The following is an 18,253-nucleotide window of genomic DNA, read 5'->3' on the forward strand; positions in this document are numbered from 1 at the left end:
CAGTCAGGCGCGGCGGTAGCCGGTGCCGTCCGGCCGGCGGACCAGGTGGCCGTAATCGACCAATGCCCGGCGCAAGGTCGGGATATCACGGGTCACCGTAGCCAGGACGAGGTTCACCTCCCGCTCCGACAATTCCTGATCGGCTGGCACCAGCCGCTCGGTCAGGTGTTGAAGAACGGCCCGGCGCTCCGTGGGATTGCGCAGCAGTCCGTCCAGATGGCCGCTACTGAAGAAGCGATCCACCCCTTGAGGCCTAGTCCGGGCTGTCGCTGCGAGAATCTCCTGGAAGAGGTCGGTATTGACGGCACCTCCGGTGGTGACCAGGCCAGCTGCAACCAGCTTCTCCAGTTCCTTCGCAGTAGCATCGGTGTCATGGCCCAGCACGGCTGCGGCGTAGAGCTCGCGGAGCCGGGGTGCTGAAAGGGTTGAGAAGACCTGCTGCCAGCTCCTCATCCCGGGGCAATTCCATCCGGGGCGGCGGTGAGCGCCGTCACCCTGCCGACCAGATCGGGCGAACCGGCAACGGTGAACGCCGTGAACCGCTCGGCCTCGTCCGGGCCGCCAGCGAGCGCCGTGGTGAGCTCGGGGCGCAGCACCGTGGCACCCGCCTCCTCGGCGATCAGGGCACCGGCGGCCCAGTCGTGTTCGTTCAGACCGCGTTCCACGTATCCGTCGAGGGTGCCGTCGGCGACCATGCACAGGTCAAGGGCCGCCGACCCGATCCGTCGGATATCGCCGAACCCCTCCATGAGTGCGGCCAGCTCCCCCACTTGCTGGACCCGGGCTTCGGCGTCGTACGTGAATCCTGTGCCGAGCAGCGTGCCCTTACGGCCCACCTCTGGCCCTTCCAGGCGGACGATCCGGCCGTGATCCCGCAGCCAGGCCCCCTGGCCGCGGGCAGCCCAGTAGACCCGGTCCAGCGCTGGGGCGTGCACCACCCCGGCCAGCCAGCGGCCGTCAGCGTCGGCTGCCGCGACCGAGGTGCAGTAGTAGACAATGTTGCGGATGAAATTGGTGGTCCCATCCAGCGGGTCGATGGACCATCGCACCTGTCCGGCTCCCGTGGTGCGATCGGGGACCGTGGTTCCCAGCTCTTCGCCGGTGATCACATCGTGGGGTCGTGACCGGGAAATCACATCCCGGACGGCGCGTTCGGCTGCCACATCGAAGGCGGTCACCCAGTCGCTGTCCGAGCTCTTGTTCTGCGCGCCGAGCGTCTCGATACTGCGCCGCACCAAAACGTCGGCCCCCGCCGAGGCAGCCTGCTTCGCCAGGTGCAGCAGTTCCGTCGGGGATACGTTCACGCTGGGCCCTCCTGGAGTAGCCGGGTGAAGCCGTCCTCGTCCAGCACGGTCAACCCGAGCGCTTCGGCCTTGTCGAGTTTGGTACCAGCGTTTTCCCCGGCCACCACATAGTGGGTGTTTTTCGAGACCGAACCGGATGCCTTGCCGCCACGCTGGATGATCGCTTCCTTCGCCTCGTCGCGGCTGTAGCGTTCCAGCGAGCCGGTGACGACGACGGTCACGCCCTCCAGGGTGCGCGGCATGGAGGTGTCGACGTCGTCCTCCATCCGCACCCCAGCGGCAGCCCACGAATCGATGATCTCCCGATGCCAGTCTTCGGCAAACCATTCGGTGAGCGCTGCGGCAATGGTGGGGCCGACGCCGTCGACGTTCGCCAACTCCTCCTCCGAGGCTGCGCGGATCCGTTCCATCGACCCGAACGCGGTGGCCAGGGCACGCGAGGCGGTTGGCCCGACATGCCGGACGGACAGGGCGACCAGGACCCGCCATAGTGGCTGCTGCTTCGCTTTCTCCAGTTCGGTGAACAGCCGGCGCGTGTTGGCGCTGGGTTCGGACGGTTTCTTGGCGGTGCCCTTGGTGTAGAAGTAGGGCACCAGTTCCTTGCCGACCACCTCCCCCTTGACCCGCTTGTCACGCAGGATCCGCACATCGGCGAGCGCCTCGGGGGTGAGGTCAAACAGTTGAGCCTCGGACGTCAGCGGCGGCTCCTCCGGTTCGGCGGGCTGGGTCAGGGCGATTGCCGCTTCCCAGCCCAGGGCCTCAATGTCGAAGCCTCCGCGTCCGGCCAGGTGGAACACGCGTTCCCTCAGCTGCGAGGGGCAGGACCGGGCGTTGGGGCAACGGATGTCGACGTCGCCCTCCTTCGCCGGCGCCAGGGGGGTCCCGCAGGACGGGCACTCGGTGGGCATCACGAATTCGCGTTCGGTACCATCACGGAGCGCGACGACGGGGCCCACAATTTCGGGGATTACGTCGCCGGCCTTGCGGAGGACCACCATGTCGCCGATCAGGACCCCCTTGGCCTTCACCACGTCCTGGTTGTGCAGGGTGGCCATTTCGACGGTGGAGCCGGCCACCTTGACCGGCTCCATCATCCCGAACGGGGTGACCCGGCCGGTGCGGCCCACGTTCACCCGGATATCCAGCAGCCGGGTGTTGACCTCTTCCGGTGGGTATTTGAAGGCCACCGACCAGCGGGGCACACGCGAGGTGTGGCCGAGTGCCCGCTGCAGGCCGAAGTCGTCCACCTTGACGACGATGCCGTCGATCTCGTGGAACAGGTCGTGCCGGTGCGTGCCGTAGTGCTCAATGAACTCCACCACCGCCGGGGCGTCGTCGAGCACCTTGAAATAGGGCGAGGTGGGCAGTCCCCACTCCTTCAGCAGGCGGTAGGTCTCCGACTGGGACTGGGCTGCCAGGCCTTCGCGGACGCCGATACCGTGCACGTACATGTCCAGGGGCCGCTCGGCCGTCAGCGCCGGGTCCTTCTGGCGCAGGGATCCCGCGGCCGCGTTGCGGGGGTTGGCGAATGGCGCCTTGCCTGCGGCGACCATCCTCTCGTTGAGTTGGGCGAACGCAGCCGACGGGAAAAACACCTCGCCGCGCACCTCCATCTCGGCGGGGTGGCCCGTCCCGTCGAGGGTCCGGGGGATCGATTTGATGGTGAGGACGTTGTGGGTGATGTCCTCACCGGTGGCACCGTCGCCACGGGTCGCCGCTCGCACCAGTTCACCGTTCCGGTACAGCAGGTTGACGGCGAGGCCGTCGATCTTCAGCTCGGTCAACCATTTGATGGCGCTGCCCGGGCTGACCGATTCGACGCTCGCGGCAGCCCGGCTCACCCAGACGTCCAGCTCGGCCAGGGAGAAGACGTCCTCCAGGCTGTACATGCGTTGCAGGTGGTCGACGGCGGCGAAGGCCGAGGAGGCATCGCCGCCGACTTCCTGGGTGGGCGAATCGTTGGCGATCAGCTCCGGATGCAGTGCCTCGATTTTTTCCAGCCGCCGGAACAGCTCATCGAACTCCGCGTCGGAAATTGTCGGCGCGTTCTCGTTGTAGTAGGCGAACCGGTGCCGGCGCACCTCCTCCGCCAGGGAGTCGTGTTCCTCACGCAGGGAATCGACCGGCGTCTGGTCCGCGGTAAGCTCTATGCCTGATTTGTCAGTTGTTCTGGCCACAGTCCTATCTTGCCTCAGTCCCCCGCACCTGCGACATCCACGACGATGACTGAAATGTTGTCTCTGCCACCGGCCCGGAGCGCTGCCTGGACGAGGGCTTCGCTAGCATCCTGCGGGTGAGGGAGCGACGTGAGGAGGTCAAAGATCTGCTCGTCCCCCACCTCGTTGATCAGCCCGTCGGAGCACACCAGGATCCGGTCGCCGATGGCCGCCGGGATCAGCCAGAAGTCGGCGTCGATGTCGCTTCCGGTGCCCAACGCGCGGGTCACCACGTGGCGTCGCGGATGGGTGAGTGCTTCCACGGGGGTGATGCGACCGTAGTCGACGAGTTCCTGGACCTCCGAGTGGTCGATGGTGATCTGTTCCAGTCCGCCCTGGCTGAGGCGGTAGGTGCGGGAATCTCCAACGTTGAAAACCAGCCAGTACGGGGCGCCGTCCTCCTGGACGAGGATAGTTCCGCTGAGGGTGGTGCCGGCGCGGCCGCCGGTTTCCGACCTGATCTTTTCGTCGGCGGTGACCAGAAGCTCCTGTAGTTCCTCGGGGTCCATCTCGGGGAACGGCTCTCCCACCAGCCGGCTATCCATCAGCGTGCGGATGCAGATACTGCTGGCGACCTCGCCAGCCTCATGCCCGCCCATGCCATCAGCCACCGCGAAGATAGGGTCAGCTGCGACCAGCGAATCCTCGTTGTGTTCCCGGCGCAGGCCGACGTCCGACGCGAACCCACAGCTCACCGTCAGGTCCAGACCCGGTGTCTTGTCGGTTGTCATTTCCGTCCTACCATCTAGCTGCGGTCAATGAGGTGTGTCACGAAGTTACTTGGCTACCCTAGCCGAACCGCGCTCTGAGCCCGCGCCGGTGGTACTGCCACGTCCTCGCTGCAGCAGTATCTTCCAGCGGCCCGCTAATCGAGGATCAGCCCGGTCCCGGTGCCGCGGGCGAGCGTTACGGGGTGCACCTCGCCAAACCCTCTGATGGTGCGCGCCTTCTGCGGGATCAGGACGAAGTGTTCGTTGTCACGCAGGGTGGCGGCGGTGGATGCATCGATCAGGACCGTCCCCGGTTCGGCCAGGGAGGTCAGGCGGGACGCCAGATTCACTGTCGGCCCGTAAATGTCGCCCAGTCGGGACAGGATCCGCCCCCACACCAGGGAGACGCGCGCGGAGGGCAGCAGGTGGTCTTCGGTGAAGGCTTTGGCCAGGGCGAGGGAAATTTCGGCACCGGCTTCCGGGGACTCGGCGATGTAAAGCACTTCGTCGCCGATGGTCTTGACCAGCCTGCCGCCTCCCACCGAGATGATTTCGGCACACACATTCTCGAAGCGCTGCACCAGGTGGGCGAGGGTTCGCTCGTTCATCTGGCGGGACAGGCTGGTGTAGGAAACGAGGTCGGCGAAGCCGACGGCGCGGGCCAGGGGCAGCGGGGCATCGTCCTCGTCACCCAACCTGCCTTCGGCGCTGGCCTGCAGCCCGGATTCGGCGCGCAACGCCAACCGTTGCACTGCCGCGTTCAGTTGGCGTCGCCAGGCGTAAACCAGTGTCTTTTCCAGGGGTGCGATAAGTTCGGGAAGCTCGGCGACCAGGGCCTTCCGGGCAGCCGCATCAGAAATTTCCCGCTGCGCCGCCATCTCTTCGACGAGGGCTTCGATCTGCCAAACCACCATCCGGTCGGTCATCTGGCCAATGGCGCGGGTGATGGAGATTGCCGCGTTCTCGGAGACCTTGTCACTGCGGACGAGTTCGATGATGGTAATCAGCGCATCCTGGTCCTTCTCGGTGAAGGCCACGTCCTCGTCGGAGATGTTCGGGAAGCCCATGGCCCGCCACAGCTTGCGCGCCGAGAGCAGCGACACGCCAGCACCGGCCGCAACGTCGCGGCGTCGGAGGGTTCGCTCGGCGCCCAGCAGTTCTATTTCCAGGTTCCGGATCGCCTCGCGGGACAGGTCCTGCTGCGGGACCGGGACCACCTCCGGAGTCAAAGGGGACGACGCGTCCTCCCCTGCCGGGGCAGGAGCAGCATCGGTGGCTGGCTCGTCCTGGCCCAGGTCGGGCTGATCGTCAGCAGTCATTCGCTCTTCTCCCGTCCGTAATCGATCATCTGGTGTCAGTAACCCTCGAGGTCATGCACCGGGTCAGCTTCCATGTCTACACCATCAAACATGACGGTCAGTGGGAGGTCCCCGATCGCTTCGACCATGAACTGTTTGAAGGTGTGCACTTGTGGCACGTCCGGGTAGACGACCGTCCGGTCGCGGCCCAGGTCCACGGTCAGGTTTCCGCCACCCGTGGAGCGCTGGAGCAGTGTCTGGCTGGTGTCCAGCTGGTAGATGCTGGCGAGCGCAATCTCCTGCTCGCGCCGGGTGGAGAGTCCGCGACGGCTGATGAGCCGCCGGCTGGTCAGAATGTAGCGCGTGCCCCACCACCGCAGCAGCGGGCGGACAAAGATCCGCAGCAGAATCAGAACCGCGACCGCCAGCACCAGGATCACCCCGAGGGGCACCCATTCGAGCACCTCGGTGGGCAGCGAGTCGCGGCTCAGCAGACCGAGCGCGAATCCCGCCCCCGCCAGCACCACCAGCGTGCCGATGAACGGCACCAGCAGCGGCCTCGGGTGGGGCCGGGTGCGCACGATGACGTGCTCGCCCGGCGCAAGCTTCAGACGCACAACCGCTCAGCCGCCCACGTCAGGAGACCGGCCGGACGTGCACGACGTCGCCGGCCGTGACGGTGTGCCGCTCGTCGTCGTAGTCGCGAACCAGCAGTGCACCGTGCTCGTCGAGGCCCAGCGCCCGGCCGAGGAGTTCAACGCCCCCCGGGAGTTCCACCCGCACATCCTGGCCGAGCGTGACCATCCGGTCGCTGACCCGCTGGGCGAGGGAGGTACCGTCCGGCCACTCCCGGCGGGCGTCGCCGTCGACGGCCCGGAACGCGGCGTAGAGGTCAGCGAACCGGCGCAGGAAAGCACGCAGCAGCACGTTCCGGTCGGTGGTCTTGGCGTATTCCAGCAGCAGGCTGGTTGCGGTGGGGACCGGTAGTTCCTGGTCGGTCAGGGACACGTTGGCGCCCACTCCGACAATGACCGCTGCGGGCCCCCCGTTGGTGCCGGGGACCAGTTGGGCCAGCACTCCGGCGAGCTTGCGCCCGTCGACCAGCACATCGTTGGGCCACTTGAGCTGGGGTCTGATCTCGGTGCGCTCCTCGACGCCCTCCGCCAGGGCGAGGGCGGCGAGGAGGGAGAGCCACGAGTAACTCTGTGTGGGCAGCGGTCTGCCTGCAGGGTTGTGCGGGCGGAGCAAAATGCTCACGATCAGCGAGGAACGTTCGGGGGCAATCCATGGACGATCCAGCCGTCCACGCCCGGCGCTTTGCTGTTCGGCGGTCAGGACGCTGAGGTCCGGCCAGTCGGCGGCATGGTTTTTGGCGTGGTCAGCGAGCTCGGTGTTGGTGGATCCGGTCTCGGCCACAACCTTGAGCCGCCCGTAGGGTCCCTGGGGCGAACAGAGGGCGTTCCGGAGCGCCGCTTCATCCAATCCGGGGCGTTCGAGGTTGGAATAGCGGGAAGTCATGCTCTGATCTTACCCAGCGTGGCTTTGACCGGGCTGATGATGGCCTTCGGGCAGCTGTGGCGGGTGCCCCACAAAAGTTGTGCACGGGGGTGGGTGCCCGTTCTAAAAGGTGCATGCATTGCAGGCAGTGCATGCACCTGGCGATGCACAAATGCATGCATTGCAGGCAACGCATGCACCTTTTGAAACGCGAGTAGACACCCAGGGAAGGAAATGAAGGAAAACGAAGCGGCCGGGTCGCTGCGAAGACCGACAGTGCATCGCAACGCACTGCACTGTCAGGGCTGGACCAGGGTCACCTCCTGCTAAAGGAAGATGTCGGGGACCAACTGATCCTCGGCTGCTCCCAGGCTGTAGCCGGTGAAGTCGGTGACGCCTTCCTCGCGCAGCACGCCTTCGTCGGTGAAGAAGTTGCCGGTGCAGGAACGGGATGGGCGCACCAGGATGGCGTGCGCCGCATCGGCGACAATCTCCGCGCTTCGTGCGCCATTGACGATCTGCTCACCGCCGGGCAGGTTCCGGATTGCTGCGGTGTCGATCAGGGTCTGCGGCCAGAGCGAGTTGACCGCTATTCCTTCGGCCCTGAACTCTTCGGCCAGCCCGAGCGTGGTCAGGCTCATCCCGTATTTGGCCATCGTGTAGGCCAGATGGATCCCGGCCCAGCGCGGCTCCAGGTTCAGCGGCGGCGACAGGGTCAGGATGTGGGGGTTGCTTGAGGCGAGCAGGGCATCCAGGGCCAACTTGCTCAACAGGAAGGTACCCCGGACGTTGATGTCGGCCATCAGGTCATAGCGCTTCATACTGACGTCGCGGGTCCGGGAAAGATCGATGGCCGAGGCATTGTTGACGACGACGTCGATCCCGCCGAACTCGGTGGTGGCAGCGGCCACCGCCGCCGCGACGTCGTCGTCGTTCCTCACGTCGCCGACAATCGGCAGGGCCTTGCCGCCGGCGTCGCGGATCTGCTGGGCTGCTGTGAACACCGTGCCGTCGAGCTTGGGGTGCGGTTCACCGGTTTTGGCCATCAAGGCGATGTTGGCGCCGTCGCGGGCGGCGCGCAGGGCGATCGCGAGTCCGATGCCGCGGCTGCCGCCGGACATCAGGATGGTGCGCCCCGCGAGGGTTGCCGGGGTGGATTGACGTGGGGCATCGTTGCTGGCGGTCATAACGTAAGAATAGTGGTGCAGGGGTGCCAGGAACCTAATTGTTACCGGCGGGTAACATGCGCGGCTGCGCTAATTCTATGGGGAGGAAATTGTAGGAGTCCTACAGCGGTAGTGACCGTTTCCCTCACTAGACTGGGGGAAACGCCGGGCGCTTTGTGGGGAACCTACTTAACCCGGCGGTGGCCCGTTCATCGCCAACCCGGAGACTCAATGCAGACTGGCTCAGTACCTGTGGTCGCGCAGGATCAGATAATCGACCTCACCACCACCGCAGGGAAGCTTGCAGATTTCCGCCGCCGCGAGGGCCTCGCCCAGCAGCCGTCCGGTCCGGAGTCGGTGGCGAAACAGCATGCCCGCGGCAAAAACACGGCACGGGAGCGCATCGACCTGCTGGTCGATCCCGGATCATTCGTCGAGTTTGATGCGCTGGCGGTGCACCGGTCGACAGCGTTCGGGATGGAGACGAAAAAACCCTTGGGCGACGGCGTCGTGTCCGGCTACGCAACAGTCGATGGCCGCCAGATCGCCGTCTACAGTCAGGACTTCTCCGTCTATGGCGGCTCGCTGAGCCAGGTCAACGGCGAAAAGATCGTCAAGGTGCAGGAATTTGCGCTCCGGAACGGCTGCCCGGTGGTCGGAATCAACGACGGCGGCGGTGCCCGCATCCAGGAGGGTGTCTCGTCACTGGCGATGTTCGCCGACATCTTCAGGAATAACGTGCACGCCTCCGGGGTCATCCCCCAGATTTCTCTCATCATGGGCCCCTGCGCCGGCGGTGCAGCCTACTCCCCCGCCCTCACCGACTACGTGGTGATGGTGGATAAGACCTCCCACATGTTCATTACCGGCCCGGACGTGATCAAGACCGTCACCGGGGAGGACGTCGACATGGAGACCCTCGGCGGCGCCCGGCAGCACAACTCCACCACCGGAACCTCCGCGTACCTCGCCTCCGATGAGCGCGACGCCATCGACTTCGTCCGTGAACTGCTCGACTTCCTGCCCTCCAATAATCTGGCTGAGGCACCGGTGACCGAATTCGTCGAACAGCTGGACCTCACCGCCGAGGATGGTGCACTCGATACCCTGATCCCGGATTCGGCAAATCAGCCGTATGACATGCGGACGGTCATCTCGGCGATTGTCGACGACGGCCACTTCCTCGAGATGCAGTCCCTTTACGCACCCAACGTGATGATCGGGTACGCCCGGGTGGAGGGCCATACGATCGGTATCGTCGCCAACCAGCCGCTGCAGTTCGCCGGCACCCTGGACATTGCTGCTTCGGAGAAGGCCGCCCGTTTTGTCCGGAACTGCGACGCGTTCAACATCCCGATCCTGACCCTCGTGGACGTCCCCGGCTTCCTCCCGGGCAAGGACCAGGAGTTCAACGGGATCATCCGCCGCGGCGCAAAACTGCTGTACGCCTACGCGGAAGCAACCGTTCCCAAGCTCACCGTCATCACCCGGAAGGCCTACGGCGGCGCGTATATCGTGATGGGCTCCAAGAAGCTCGGCGCCGACCTCAACCTGGCCTGGCCGACGGCGCAGATCGGCGTCATGGGGGCCCAGGGCGCCGTCAATATCCTGTACCGCGGGCACCTGAAGTCAGTGGCCGACGCCGGCGGCGATGTGGAGGCCGCCCGCGCCGAAGTGATCACCCAGTACGAGGAAGAGCTCCTGAACCCTTACCAGGCAGCGCAGCTCGGGTACATCGACGCGGTGATCGCACCGTCGGACACCCGGCAGCACATTGTTCGCGGGCTGAGGGCGCTGCGCGACAAACGGGCTTCCAACCCCGCCAAGAAGCACGGGAACATTCCGCTATGACGCTCGCCCCCGACCAGACCCGACGGGATGCCGACGACGACGGCACCCCCGCCGAGCCAACGCTGCAGGTGATCCGCGGCACGCCGTCCGCCGAGGAACTGGCGGCGCTGACCGCCGTCGTGGTCGCCCTCTCCGAGAACTCGACGGAGCCCAATGCTGCGACCCCGCACCGCACCTGGGCACGCCGGGACCACCTACGGCTCGCGCCACGGCCCGGGCCCGGGTCGTGGCGGCGGAGCGTCCGCTAGCCTCACCGACACCCTGGCCGCTCCCCCGGCCGACAGAGATTAGACTGGATCGGTAAGTCTGTCGGCTGAGAGGAAACGACCATGACCGGCAGGCATCATTCCACGGTGCCGGTGCGGCGCATCGAAGCGCGCTCCGGCACGCCAGCCTCGCTTCGGCGACCCGGCTACCGGCCTGAGGTGCAGGGACTGCGGGCACTCGCTGTGCTCATGGTGGTGGTCTATCACGTCTGGCTGGGGCGAGTCTCCGGCGGTGTCGACGTCTTCCTGCTCATCTCCGCATTCCTCCTCACTCTCTCGTTCACCCGCAAGCTGGAGACTGGCACCCCGCTCGATCTGCTGCGTTACTGGGTGAACCTGTTCCGCCGACTCGTGCCAATGGCCGCACTGACCATCGTTGTCACGCTCGGGGCGGTGATGGCCTTCGTGCCGCGGGGCCGGTGGGCGGACCTCCTCGACCAGGCCTGGGCGTCGCTGCTCTACTTCCAAAACTGGCTGCTCGCCGTAAACTCCGTCGACTACTACGCAACAGATCACAGCACCGCGAGCCCCTTCCAGCACTTCTGGTCGCTGTCCATCCAGGGCCAGGTCTTCATCCTGTGGCCTCTCCTCTTCGCCGTTGCAGCAATTATCTCCACCCGGTTCCGGGTCAGCCCGCGGCGCATCCTGGTGGGGCTCTTTGGACTGGTGTTCGCCGGGTCGCTCGCCTTTTCCGTGTGGCAGACCGCAACGAACCAGGCGTTTGCCTACTTCGACACCCGCACCCGGTTGTGGGAATTCGCTCTTGGGTCCCTGATAGCGCTAGCGCTGCCCTACGTCCGGCTACCGATGCTGAGCCGGGTGGTCCTCGGCTGGGCTGGTATAGCGGCGATGCTAGCCGTCGGATTCGTCCTCCAGGTGGAGCAACAGTTCCCCGGTTATATCGCTCTCTGGCCCACGCTCGCGGCAGCTGCGGTGATCGTGGCCGGCGCAACGGATCACCGGTTCGGAGTGGACCGGTTCCTCGGATGGAAACCCCTGGTGAAGCTGGGCGACGCGTCCTACGCTCTTTACCTGATCCACTGGCCGCTGCTGGTGATCTTCCTGATTCATCAGGACCTCGAGTCAGCGGGGCTGTTCTCCGGTCTGGTGATCATCGCCGTGTCGGTGTTGTGGGCCGTGGTCACCACCCGATTCATCGACAAGCCGATCCGGCAACTGAAGTGGGCCGCACGCAAGCGCCGGCGGTCCGCCGTCGTCATCGCCGCCTGCGCCCTCTTCGTCGGGCTGCCGCTCGGAGTCTGGCAGTTGCAGATCCACACTGCGGCGACTGCCGCCGCCGACAACGCCAACAATCCCGGCGCCGCATCGCTGCGCGAAGGGTTCGTTCCCTTCGGTGACGCCGACGCCCCGCTGATGCCGATGATGACCGCACTCAACAGCGAATGGGTCACCCTGGACGAGGCCTGCGCCGGCGAGTTCGATGCCTCGTCCTTCGGTTCGCTGCAGAGTGGATGCAATCAGACGACGGTGGAGAACCCGGCGAAGTTGGCCGTGGTGGTGGGCGCCTCCCATCCGCAACAGTGGGTGGCGGCGATCGAACCGGTGGCGAAACGCAACAACTGGGACCTCGTTGTGCTCCGCAAGGGGCAGTGTCCGTTCGGCGCGCCGGTCGGGAAGGAGCCGGTCGAGAACTGCGACCAGTGGAACGCCGACGTCCTGGCCTACCTGGCTGCGCAGGATCCGGATCTGGTGTTCACCGTCTCCTCCTCGTCCCACCACACCCGCGAGGATGACCGCCTGGTGCCCGGCTACGAGGAGGCGGCACAGCAGATCATGGCCAGCGGCGCCCAACTGATCGCGATCCGCGACAACCCGCGGTTCCCGGTCAACATGCCGGAATGTGTCGAAAGTTCTGGCCAGGATGACCCCTCCTGCACGTTCCAGGTGGACACCAAGTTGGCGCCGGTGGACCCCGTGGCCGAGCTGGCGGCACGGTACCCGTCGCTGCATTCGATCGATCTGACGGACCTGATCTGCCCTGACGGAACCTGTCCGCCGGTGATCGGCAACGTCCTCGTATACATGGACGACAATCATCTCAGCGAAACGTATATCAAGACGATGCTGCCCGAGTTCGAGCGGAGGCTATTCCTTTCACTCGGCGCCTCCGGTTCGTCGGGCTTCGCCCCGTAACGCGGGCGCGGGCAGGTTAGCGCGGATCCATCACCGTTCCCAGGAACAGCGGCATGCCCGTCTCCCCGTGGATGATCTGGTACTGGAACGGCCGGTCCAGGACGAGTTCGACGTCGGGCATCGACAGCCCCGATTCGGCCATGTCAATCTGGGTGACCGCCGCAGCGATGGTGCCTTTCTCAGCGACGGTGATGTTGGCTTCCTGCGCCGCGCCCGAGACGAAGAGTCCCGGGCTGATCGGCCCGAAGTCGGGGGCGGTGCCCAGGGTTTCGGTGAGCCCCATCCCACGGAGCAGCGCCAGCAGATCCTGGTGGTAGGTGTGATCCCATTTCGGGAGGACCAGCGCAACCTCGGCCTGTGCGCCGCTCTCCATCCCCACCCGGACTTCAGCCAGCTGTTTCGCGGTCAGCACTGGAGATTCCCCCTCGTCGGGCAGAACCAGCCGCAGGTATAACCCGTCGTTGTACGGCAGGTCCAATGCAGTCCACCCGTCGCCGGAGGCGTAGTTGGCGAGGGCCACCTGACGCATCATGTCGGTCTCGACAACCCCGCCGTCGGTGAGAGTGAAGGGCCCTGGCATCGTCTCCGCCGGGTCGAAGGGCGTCTGCCACGCCGCCGCCAGATACACGGTGTTGAGCAGGCTGAGCCTGGTGTCGGGATCATAGTCGACCGGCGCCTCCTCGATCCGGCCCCCGGTGTTCTCATTGATCCAGGAATTAATGGCCTCGGCCGTGGACCTGTCCGAATAATCCACCTGATAGACACCCGATCCGTACTGCACCGCCAGCGTCTCCAGGAACTCCGCACCAACCGGCTGGCCCCGATCGATGAACATCCCGTTAGCAAGATGCAGGAGCGGCGCTGTGGGCGGGTCCTCCTCGTCGACCGACCCTGGATCGCCGTCGTACTGCTCCCATAACCCGAGCAGCGCATTCATTGCCTCGTCCCGGTGTGCGGCCGGGAGGCCGAGCACCTCGTCCATCTCGGCGGCCGTCGTCGTCGCCGCGCCCGCACGCAGCATTGACAGCGCGTAGAGGGCGCTGACGGGGCTGGTGACACTGTTGTCGTTGGGGTTCGCGGCGAGCATGGCGGCTCCGAGCCGGAACGACGAATCGCGCAGGCTGGCGGCAGCCTCCGGGTACGCATCCACCCGCACGACGGCGCGCATGACGTTGTCGGCAACGATCAATTCGGGGCTGGACGAACCGCAGGCGCCCAGGGTCAGCGCGGCGGTCGCTATGCACGCGGTAGCAACGATCCTGCAGGGTCCGGCCATGGTGTCCGCCTTCTCGGGTCACGTACGGGTGGCTCTCTCTCCACGGTAGTTCCCCAACCGAATCCCGACCCCGCGGCCCAGAACACAATCCGGTTACAGTCCTCTAATATTGCTCAAAGCAACCACCTGCGCCGGCAAACCGGTTAGGCTCGTGCTGTGAATAATGAGACTCCCGCCACAGCCAGTCACCCGTCCGTGCAGCTTCCCACCCGGACAAAGACAGCCATCGACGCCGTCGCTGACGCCTACACCGAGACCCTGCTGCAGCTTGACCCGGGCTTCGCTACCGAGCTTGGCTTCCCCGGCCACGAAACCGAGTACCGCGATTACTCCCCTGCCGGCCTGGAGGCCTGGGCCGAGGCCACCACGGAGACGCTCGGCCGGCTGACCGATCTGGAACCGGTCGACGACGTCGACCGGGTCACCCTGGACGCCATGCGGGAGCGCCTCGGGCTGGAACTGGAAATCCACGGCACCGGAATGAACCTTGCCGACCTAAACAACCTCGCCTCGCCGGCCCAGGAAATCAGGATGATCTTCGACCTGATGCCCACCGACACCGCCGACCAGTGGGCCCACATTGCCGGCCGTCTGCACAACATCCCCGATGCCCTCGCCGGGTACATCGTCTCCCTGCGGGCCGGCAAGGATCGCGGCCTCGTCGCAGCCGAGCGCCAGATCAGGATTGTGATCGACCAGACCACCAAGTACGCCCAGGATGGCGGCTTCTTTGACGACTTCGTCTCGAACGCGTCCATTGACGACGGCGAGTTGCCGGCGCAGCTACGTCAGGACCTGGTGGCGGGGTCGGCTGCGGCTCGAGCCGCGTACCAGCGGCTGGGCGCTTTCCTGCAGGAGGAACTCCTGCCGGTCGCCCCAGCCAAGGACGCGGTTGGGCGGGAGCACTATGCCCTGATGTCGCGCCGGTTCCTGGGCGCCGTCGTCGACCTCGAGGAGACGTACCAGTGGGGAGTCGAAGAGCTGGACCGGGTGATCGCCGAGCAGGAAGCGGTCGCCCACGAAATCAAGCCGGGGGCGTCCATCGAAGAGGCGATGAAGCTCCTCGACGAGTCCCCCGAGCTGCAGTTGCAGGGTGCCGATGCCCTGCAGTCATGGATGCAGCAGCTCTCGGATAAGGCGGTCGCCGAGCTGGCGGGGGTCCACTTCGACATTCCCGCCATCATGCGCACCATTGAATGCAGGATCGCGCCCACCCATGAGGGAGTCATCTACTACACGGGACCTAGCGACGACTTCTCCCGACCGGGCCGCATGTGGTGGTCAGTCCCCGAGGGTGAGGACTCCTTCACCACCTGGAAGGAAACCACCACCGTTTACCACGAGGGCGTTCCGGGCCACCACCTGCAGATTGCCACGGCGACCATGCAGCGCGGGCTCCTCAACAACTGGCGACGCAATGCCGTGTGGGTCTCCGGGCACGGTGAGGGCTGGGCACTGTACGCCGAGCGGCTGATGCAGGAGCTGGGATACCTCAACCATCCCGGCGAACGGCTGGGCATGCTCGACGCGCAGCGGATGCGGGCGGCGCGCGTGGTGTTCGACATCGGGGTCCACCTGGAACTGGAGGTTCCCGAGCGCTGGGGCACCGGCACCTGGACCCCCGACAAGGGGTACGAATTCCTCAAACGCAACATCGCCATCAGCGAGGGCTCCCTGGACTTCGAGTTCAACCGGTACCTGGGCTGGCCCGGGCAGGCTCCGTCCTACAAGATCGGGCAGCGGCTGTGGGAGCAGATCCGCGACGAGGTCAAGGAACGCGAAGGCTCAGCGTTTGACCTGCGCAGCTTCCACACCCGTTCCCTGAACCTGGGGTCGGTCGGGCTGGACACGCTCCGCCGGGCTTTGGTCGGCTAGGCGACCCCGGGTCGATCCGGGTTGCCCACCGGAGCGCGGTTGGGGGCGCCGCGCGGAAGTGTCTAGGCTGAACTATGACCTCCCACCTGATTCTCGCTTCAGCGTCCCCCGCCCGCACCAAAGTCCTGACCGACGCCGGGATCAGCCACTCGGTGCTGGTCTCCGCTGTGGACGAGGACGCCGTCGCCGCGCAGTACGGTCCGCTCGATGCGTTCGACACCTCCCTCCTCCTGGCGCGGGCCAAGGCCGAGGCGGTCGCGTCAGCCGACGGTTCCGAGGGTGCGCTGGTGATTGGTTGCGACTCGATCTTCGAGTTCGACGGCGAAGCACACGGCAAACCGTGGGAACCAGAGATTGCCCGCGCCCGGATCCGGCGCATGAGCGGATCCTTTGGTGTCCTGCACACCGGGCACTGGCTCGTTGACACGCGTGACGCGTCCGACGGCGGATCGGGTGCCACCGTGGGCGCCGTCGCCTCTGCGTCGGTGCATTTCGCGCAGCTGACCGACGACGAGATCGACGCCTACGTGGCTACTGGCGAGCCCCTGCAGGTGGCCGGTTCCTTCACCATCGACGGACTGGGTGGAGCGTTCATCACCCGGGTCGACGGCGATCCGCACGCGGTCATCGGGCTCAGCGTCTCAACCCTGCGGGGGCTGCTGGCGTCGGCAAACCTGACGGTGATGGACTTCTGGGTTTAACCGGGTAACCCCGGGACCCTTTGTAGCATCCCTACAAAGAAACCACCCGCCACACGCGCTATCCGCATGGATTATGGGCAAAGACAACAATATGGCGCTAGGCTCCGAACAGATACGAAGGAGCCAGACCACACCATGAGCGAGTCCTTTTCCGCTGCAGTAAACCCCGTTTCCAAGGTCCTGATCGCCAACCGCGGCGAGATTGCCGTGCGCATCATCCGCGCGGCCCGCGATGAGGGCCTGATTTCGGTTGCCGTTTACGCCGACCCTGACCGGGATGCACTGCACGTCCGCCTTGCCGATGAAGCGTATGGCCTGGGTGGCAGCACCGCGGCCGAGTCCTACCTGGTGATGGACCGGATCCTCGAAGCAGCCCAACGCAGCGGCGCTGACGCCATCCACCCCGGCTATGGCTTCCTTTCCGAGAACGCCGACTTCGCCCGGCAGGTGATCGACGCTGGCATCACCTGGATTGGGCCCTCCCCCGACGCCATCTCCCAGCTCGGCGACAAGGTCAAAGCCCGCCACATCGCCGAGAAGGTCGGCGCACCCTTGGTGCCGGGCACCAAGGACCCGGTTGAATCCGTTCGTGAAGTCCAGGATTTCGCCAGCGAGTTTGGGCTCCCCCTGGCGATCAAGGCGGCATTCGGCGGCGGTGGCCGCGGCATCAAGGTGGTCCGCGACGCTGCTGACATTCCCGAAGCCTACGATTCAGCAGTCCGCGAAGCCACCGCAGCCTTCGGCCGCGGCGAGTGCTTCGTCGAACGGTTCCTCGACGCACCCCGCCATGTCGAAACCCAGTGCCTCGCCGACGCCCACGGGAACGTCGTCGTCGTCTCCACCCGCGATTGCTCGCTGCAGCGCCGCAACCAGAAGCTGGTCGAAGAAGCGCCCGCACCGTTCCTGAGCGCGGACCAGAACCGCCGGCTCTACGAGGCGTCCAAGGCCATCCTTCGGGAAGCCGGCTACCAGGGCGCCGGGACGTGCGAGTTCCTGGTGGGCCAGGACGGCACCATCTCCTTCCTTGAGGTCAATACCCGGCTCCAGGTGGAGCACCCCGTCTCCGAGGAAGTCACCGGCATCGACCTGGTCCGGGAGCAGTTCCGGCTCGCCCGCGGCGAAGCCCTCGGCTACGGCGACCCCGAGGTCCGTGGCCACTCCTTCGAGTTCCGCATCAACGGCGAGGACGCGGGCCGGAACTTCATGCCCGCCCCCGGCACAGTCCAGACCCTCACCCTCCCCACCGGGCCCGGCATCCGGGTGGATTCAGGCATCGAGGCCGGTGAGGTGATCGGCGGCAACTTTGACTCCATGCTGGCGAAGCTCATTGTCACCGGGGCCACCCGCACCCAGGCCCTGCAGCGTGCACGGCGCGCCCTCTCGGAGATGCAGGTCACCGGCATGCCGACGGTGCTCCCGTTCCACGCCGCCGTCGTTGCCGACCCAGCCTTCGCACCCTCCGAGGGGCCGTTCACGGTTCACACCCGCTGGATCGAAACCGAATTCGACAACACCATTGCTCCGTGGTCCGCCGGGGAATCAGCCGATCCAGCGTCCGACGACGACGCCCCCCGCCAGCGGATCACCGTCGAGGTGGCTGGCAAACGCCTCGAGGTCGTCCTGCCCGCAGGGCTGGGCGGTACCGGCCGGCAGTCCCCTGCCGGGAAGCCCAAGAAGGCGCTGCGTGCCCGCGGTGGTTCGGCGTCGGCGGCCGACGGCGATGACCTCACCTCCCCCATGCAGGGCACCATCGTGAAGGTGGCTGTGTCCGACGGCGACCTCGTCGCGGAGGGTGACCTGATCGTGGTGCTTGAGGCCATGAAGATGGAGCAACCTTTGACCGCCCACAGGTCCGGCACCCTCTCCGGATTGAGTGCTTCGCCAGGCGACACGGTGGCCGCCGGAGCGGTCATCGCCGCGATCTCCGACTAGCCGCCGC

The 18,253-nt window shown here is 66.0% G+C and carries 15 protein-coding genes; 6 read left to right on the forward strand and 9 right to left on the reverse strand.

Annotated features, from left to right (window positions below; genetic code table 11):
• Nucleotides 1-3: 3 nt before the first annotated feature.
• From DDA93_RS09125 to DDA93_RS09160, 8 genes are all read right to left on the reverse strand, one after another.
• Nucleotides 4-453 (reverse strand): DUF2087 domain-containing protein, encoded by a 450-nt coding sequence (locus DDA93_RS09125; protein ID WP_116778581.1) that lies wholly within the window; start codon nt 451-453, stop codon nt 4-6.
• Nucleotides 450-1,304, reverse strand: a complete 855-nt coding sequence (locus DDA93_RS09130; protein ID WP_116778582.1) for an inositol monophosphatase family protein — start codon at nt 1,302-1,304, stop codon at nt 450-452. The genes DDA93_RS09125 and DDA93_RS09130 overlap by 4 nt, the downstream gene beginning before the upstream one ends.
• The gene (gene ligA / locus DDA93_RS09135; RefSeq protein WP_116778583.1) at nt 1,301-3,481 is read right to left on the reverse strand and encodes an NAD-dependent DNA ligase LigA; all 2,181 of its coding nucleotides are present in this window, start codon (nt 3,479-3,481) and stop codon (nt 1,301-1,303) included. Before ligA ends, DDA93_RS09130 begins: the two co-directional genes overlap by 4 nt.
• A gap of 14 nt (nt 3,482-3,495) precedes the next feature.
• Entirely contained in the window at nt 3,496-4,251 is a 756-nt protein-coding gene (locus tag DDA93_RS09140; RefSeq protein WP_116778584.1) for a protein phosphatase 2C domain-containing protein, read from the reverse strand.
• Nucleotides 4,252-4,385: 134 nt separating this feature from the next.
• Nucleotides 4,386-5,549 carry an adenylate/guanylate cyclase domain-containing protein gene (locus tag DDA93_RS09145; RefSeq protein WP_019483583.1) on the reverse strand — a complete coding sequence of 388 codons (1,164 nt, stop codon included), beginning with the start codon at nt 5,547-5,549 and terminating at the stop codon, nt 4,386-4,388.
• A 35-nt stretch (nt 5,550-5,584) separates the two neighbouring features.
• Nucleotides 5,585-6,145, reverse strand: a complete 561-nt coding sequence (locus DDA93_RS09150) for a PH domain-containing protein (protein WP_024476949.1) — start codon at nt 6,143-6,145, stop codon at nt 5,585-5,587.
• A gap of 19 nt (nt 6,146-6,164) precedes the next feature.
• On the reverse strand, nt 6,165-7,046 hold the full coding sequence (locus DDA93_RS09155) for a biotin--[acetyl-CoA-carboxylase] ligase (RefSeq protein ID WP_116778585.1): 882 nt from the start codon (nt 7,044-7,046) through the stop codon (nt 6,165-6,167).
• A gap of 305 nt (nt 7,047-7,351) precedes the next feature.
• Nucleotides 7,352-8,212: an NAD(P)-dependent oxidoreductase gene (locus DDA93_RS09160; RefSeq protein WP_019483586.1), complete on the reverse strand. Its 861-nt coding sequence runs from the start codon at nt 8,210-8,212 to the stop codon at nt 7,352-7,354.
• Nucleotides 8,213-8,422: 210 nt separating this feature from the next.
• Between DDA93_RS09160 and DDA93_RS09165 the strand changes: the two genes are divergently transcribed.
• From DDA93_RS09165 to DDA93_RS09175, 3 genes are all read left to right on the forward strand, one after another.
• Nucleotides 8,423-10,042, forward strand: a complete 1,620-nt coding sequence (locus DDA93_RS09165) for an acyl-CoA carboxylase subunit beta (protein WP_116778586.1) — start codon at nt 8,423-8,425, stop codon at nt 10,040-10,042.
• Complete coding sequence (locus DDA93_RS09170; protein ID WP_116778587.1) at nt 10,039-10,290, forward strand: acyl-CoA carboxylase subunit epsilon; 252 nt, start codon at nt 10,039-10,041, stop codon at nt 10,288-10,290. Before DDA93_RS09165 ends, DDA93_RS09170 begins: the two co-directional genes overlap by 4 nt.
• A gap of 81 nt (nt 10,291-10,371) precedes the next feature.
• Nucleotides 10,372-12,462 carry an acyltransferase family protein gene (locus DDA93_RS09175; RefSeq protein WP_024476953.1) on the forward strand — a complete coding sequence of 697 codons (2,091 nt, stop codon included), beginning with the start codon at nt 10,372-10,374 and terminating at the stop codon, nt 12,460-12,462.
• Nucleotides 12,463-12,478: 16 nt separating this feature from the next.
• On the opposite strand, the gene DDA93_RS09180 is transcribed toward DDA93_RS09175, so the two are convergent.
• Complete coding sequence (locus DDA93_RS09180; RefSeq protein ID WP_024476954.1) at nt 12,479-13,738, reverse strand: serpin family protein; 1,260 nt, start codon at nt 13,736-13,738, stop codon at nt 12,479-12,481.
• A gap of 195 nt (nt 13,739-13,933) precedes the next feature.
• Here DDA93_RS09180 and DDA93_RS09185 point away from each other — a divergent pair, with 195 nt between their 5' ends.
• The 3 genes from DDA93_RS09185 to DDA93_RS09195 all read left to right on the forward strand — a co-directional run bounded on the left by DDA93_RS09185 (nt 13,934) and on the right by DDA93_RS09195 (nt 18,246).
• The gene (locus DDA93_RS09185; RefSeq protein WP_116778588.1) at nt 13,934-15,613 is read left to right on the forward strand and encodes a DUF885 domain-containing protein; all 1,680 of its coding nucleotides are present in this window, start codon (nt 13,934-13,936) and stop codon (nt 15,611-15,613) included.
• A 74-nt stretch (nt 15,614-15,687) separates the two neighbouring features.
• Nucleotides 15,688-16,314 carry a nucleoside triphosphate pyrophosphatase gene (locus DDA93_RS09190; protein WP_116778589.1) on the forward strand — a complete coding sequence of 209 codons (627 nt, stop codon included), beginning with the start codon at nt 15,688-15,690 and terminating at the stop codon, nt 16,312-16,314.
• A 135-nt stretch (nt 16,315-16,449) separates the two neighbouring features.
• A complete protein-coding gene (locus DDA93_RS09195; protein WP_116778590.1) occupies nt 16,450-18,246 on the forward strand; it encodes a biotin carboxylase N-terminal domain-containing protein in 1,797 nt (598 codons plus the stop codon).
• Nucleotides 18,247-18,253: the final 7 nt, after the last annotated feature.

Source organism: Arthrobacter sp. Bz4, from assembly GCF_003075455.1.
In the GTDB taxonomy this organism is placed as follows: domain Bacteria; phylum Actinomycetota; class Actinomycetes; order Actinomycetales; family Micrococcaceae; genus Arthrobacter_D.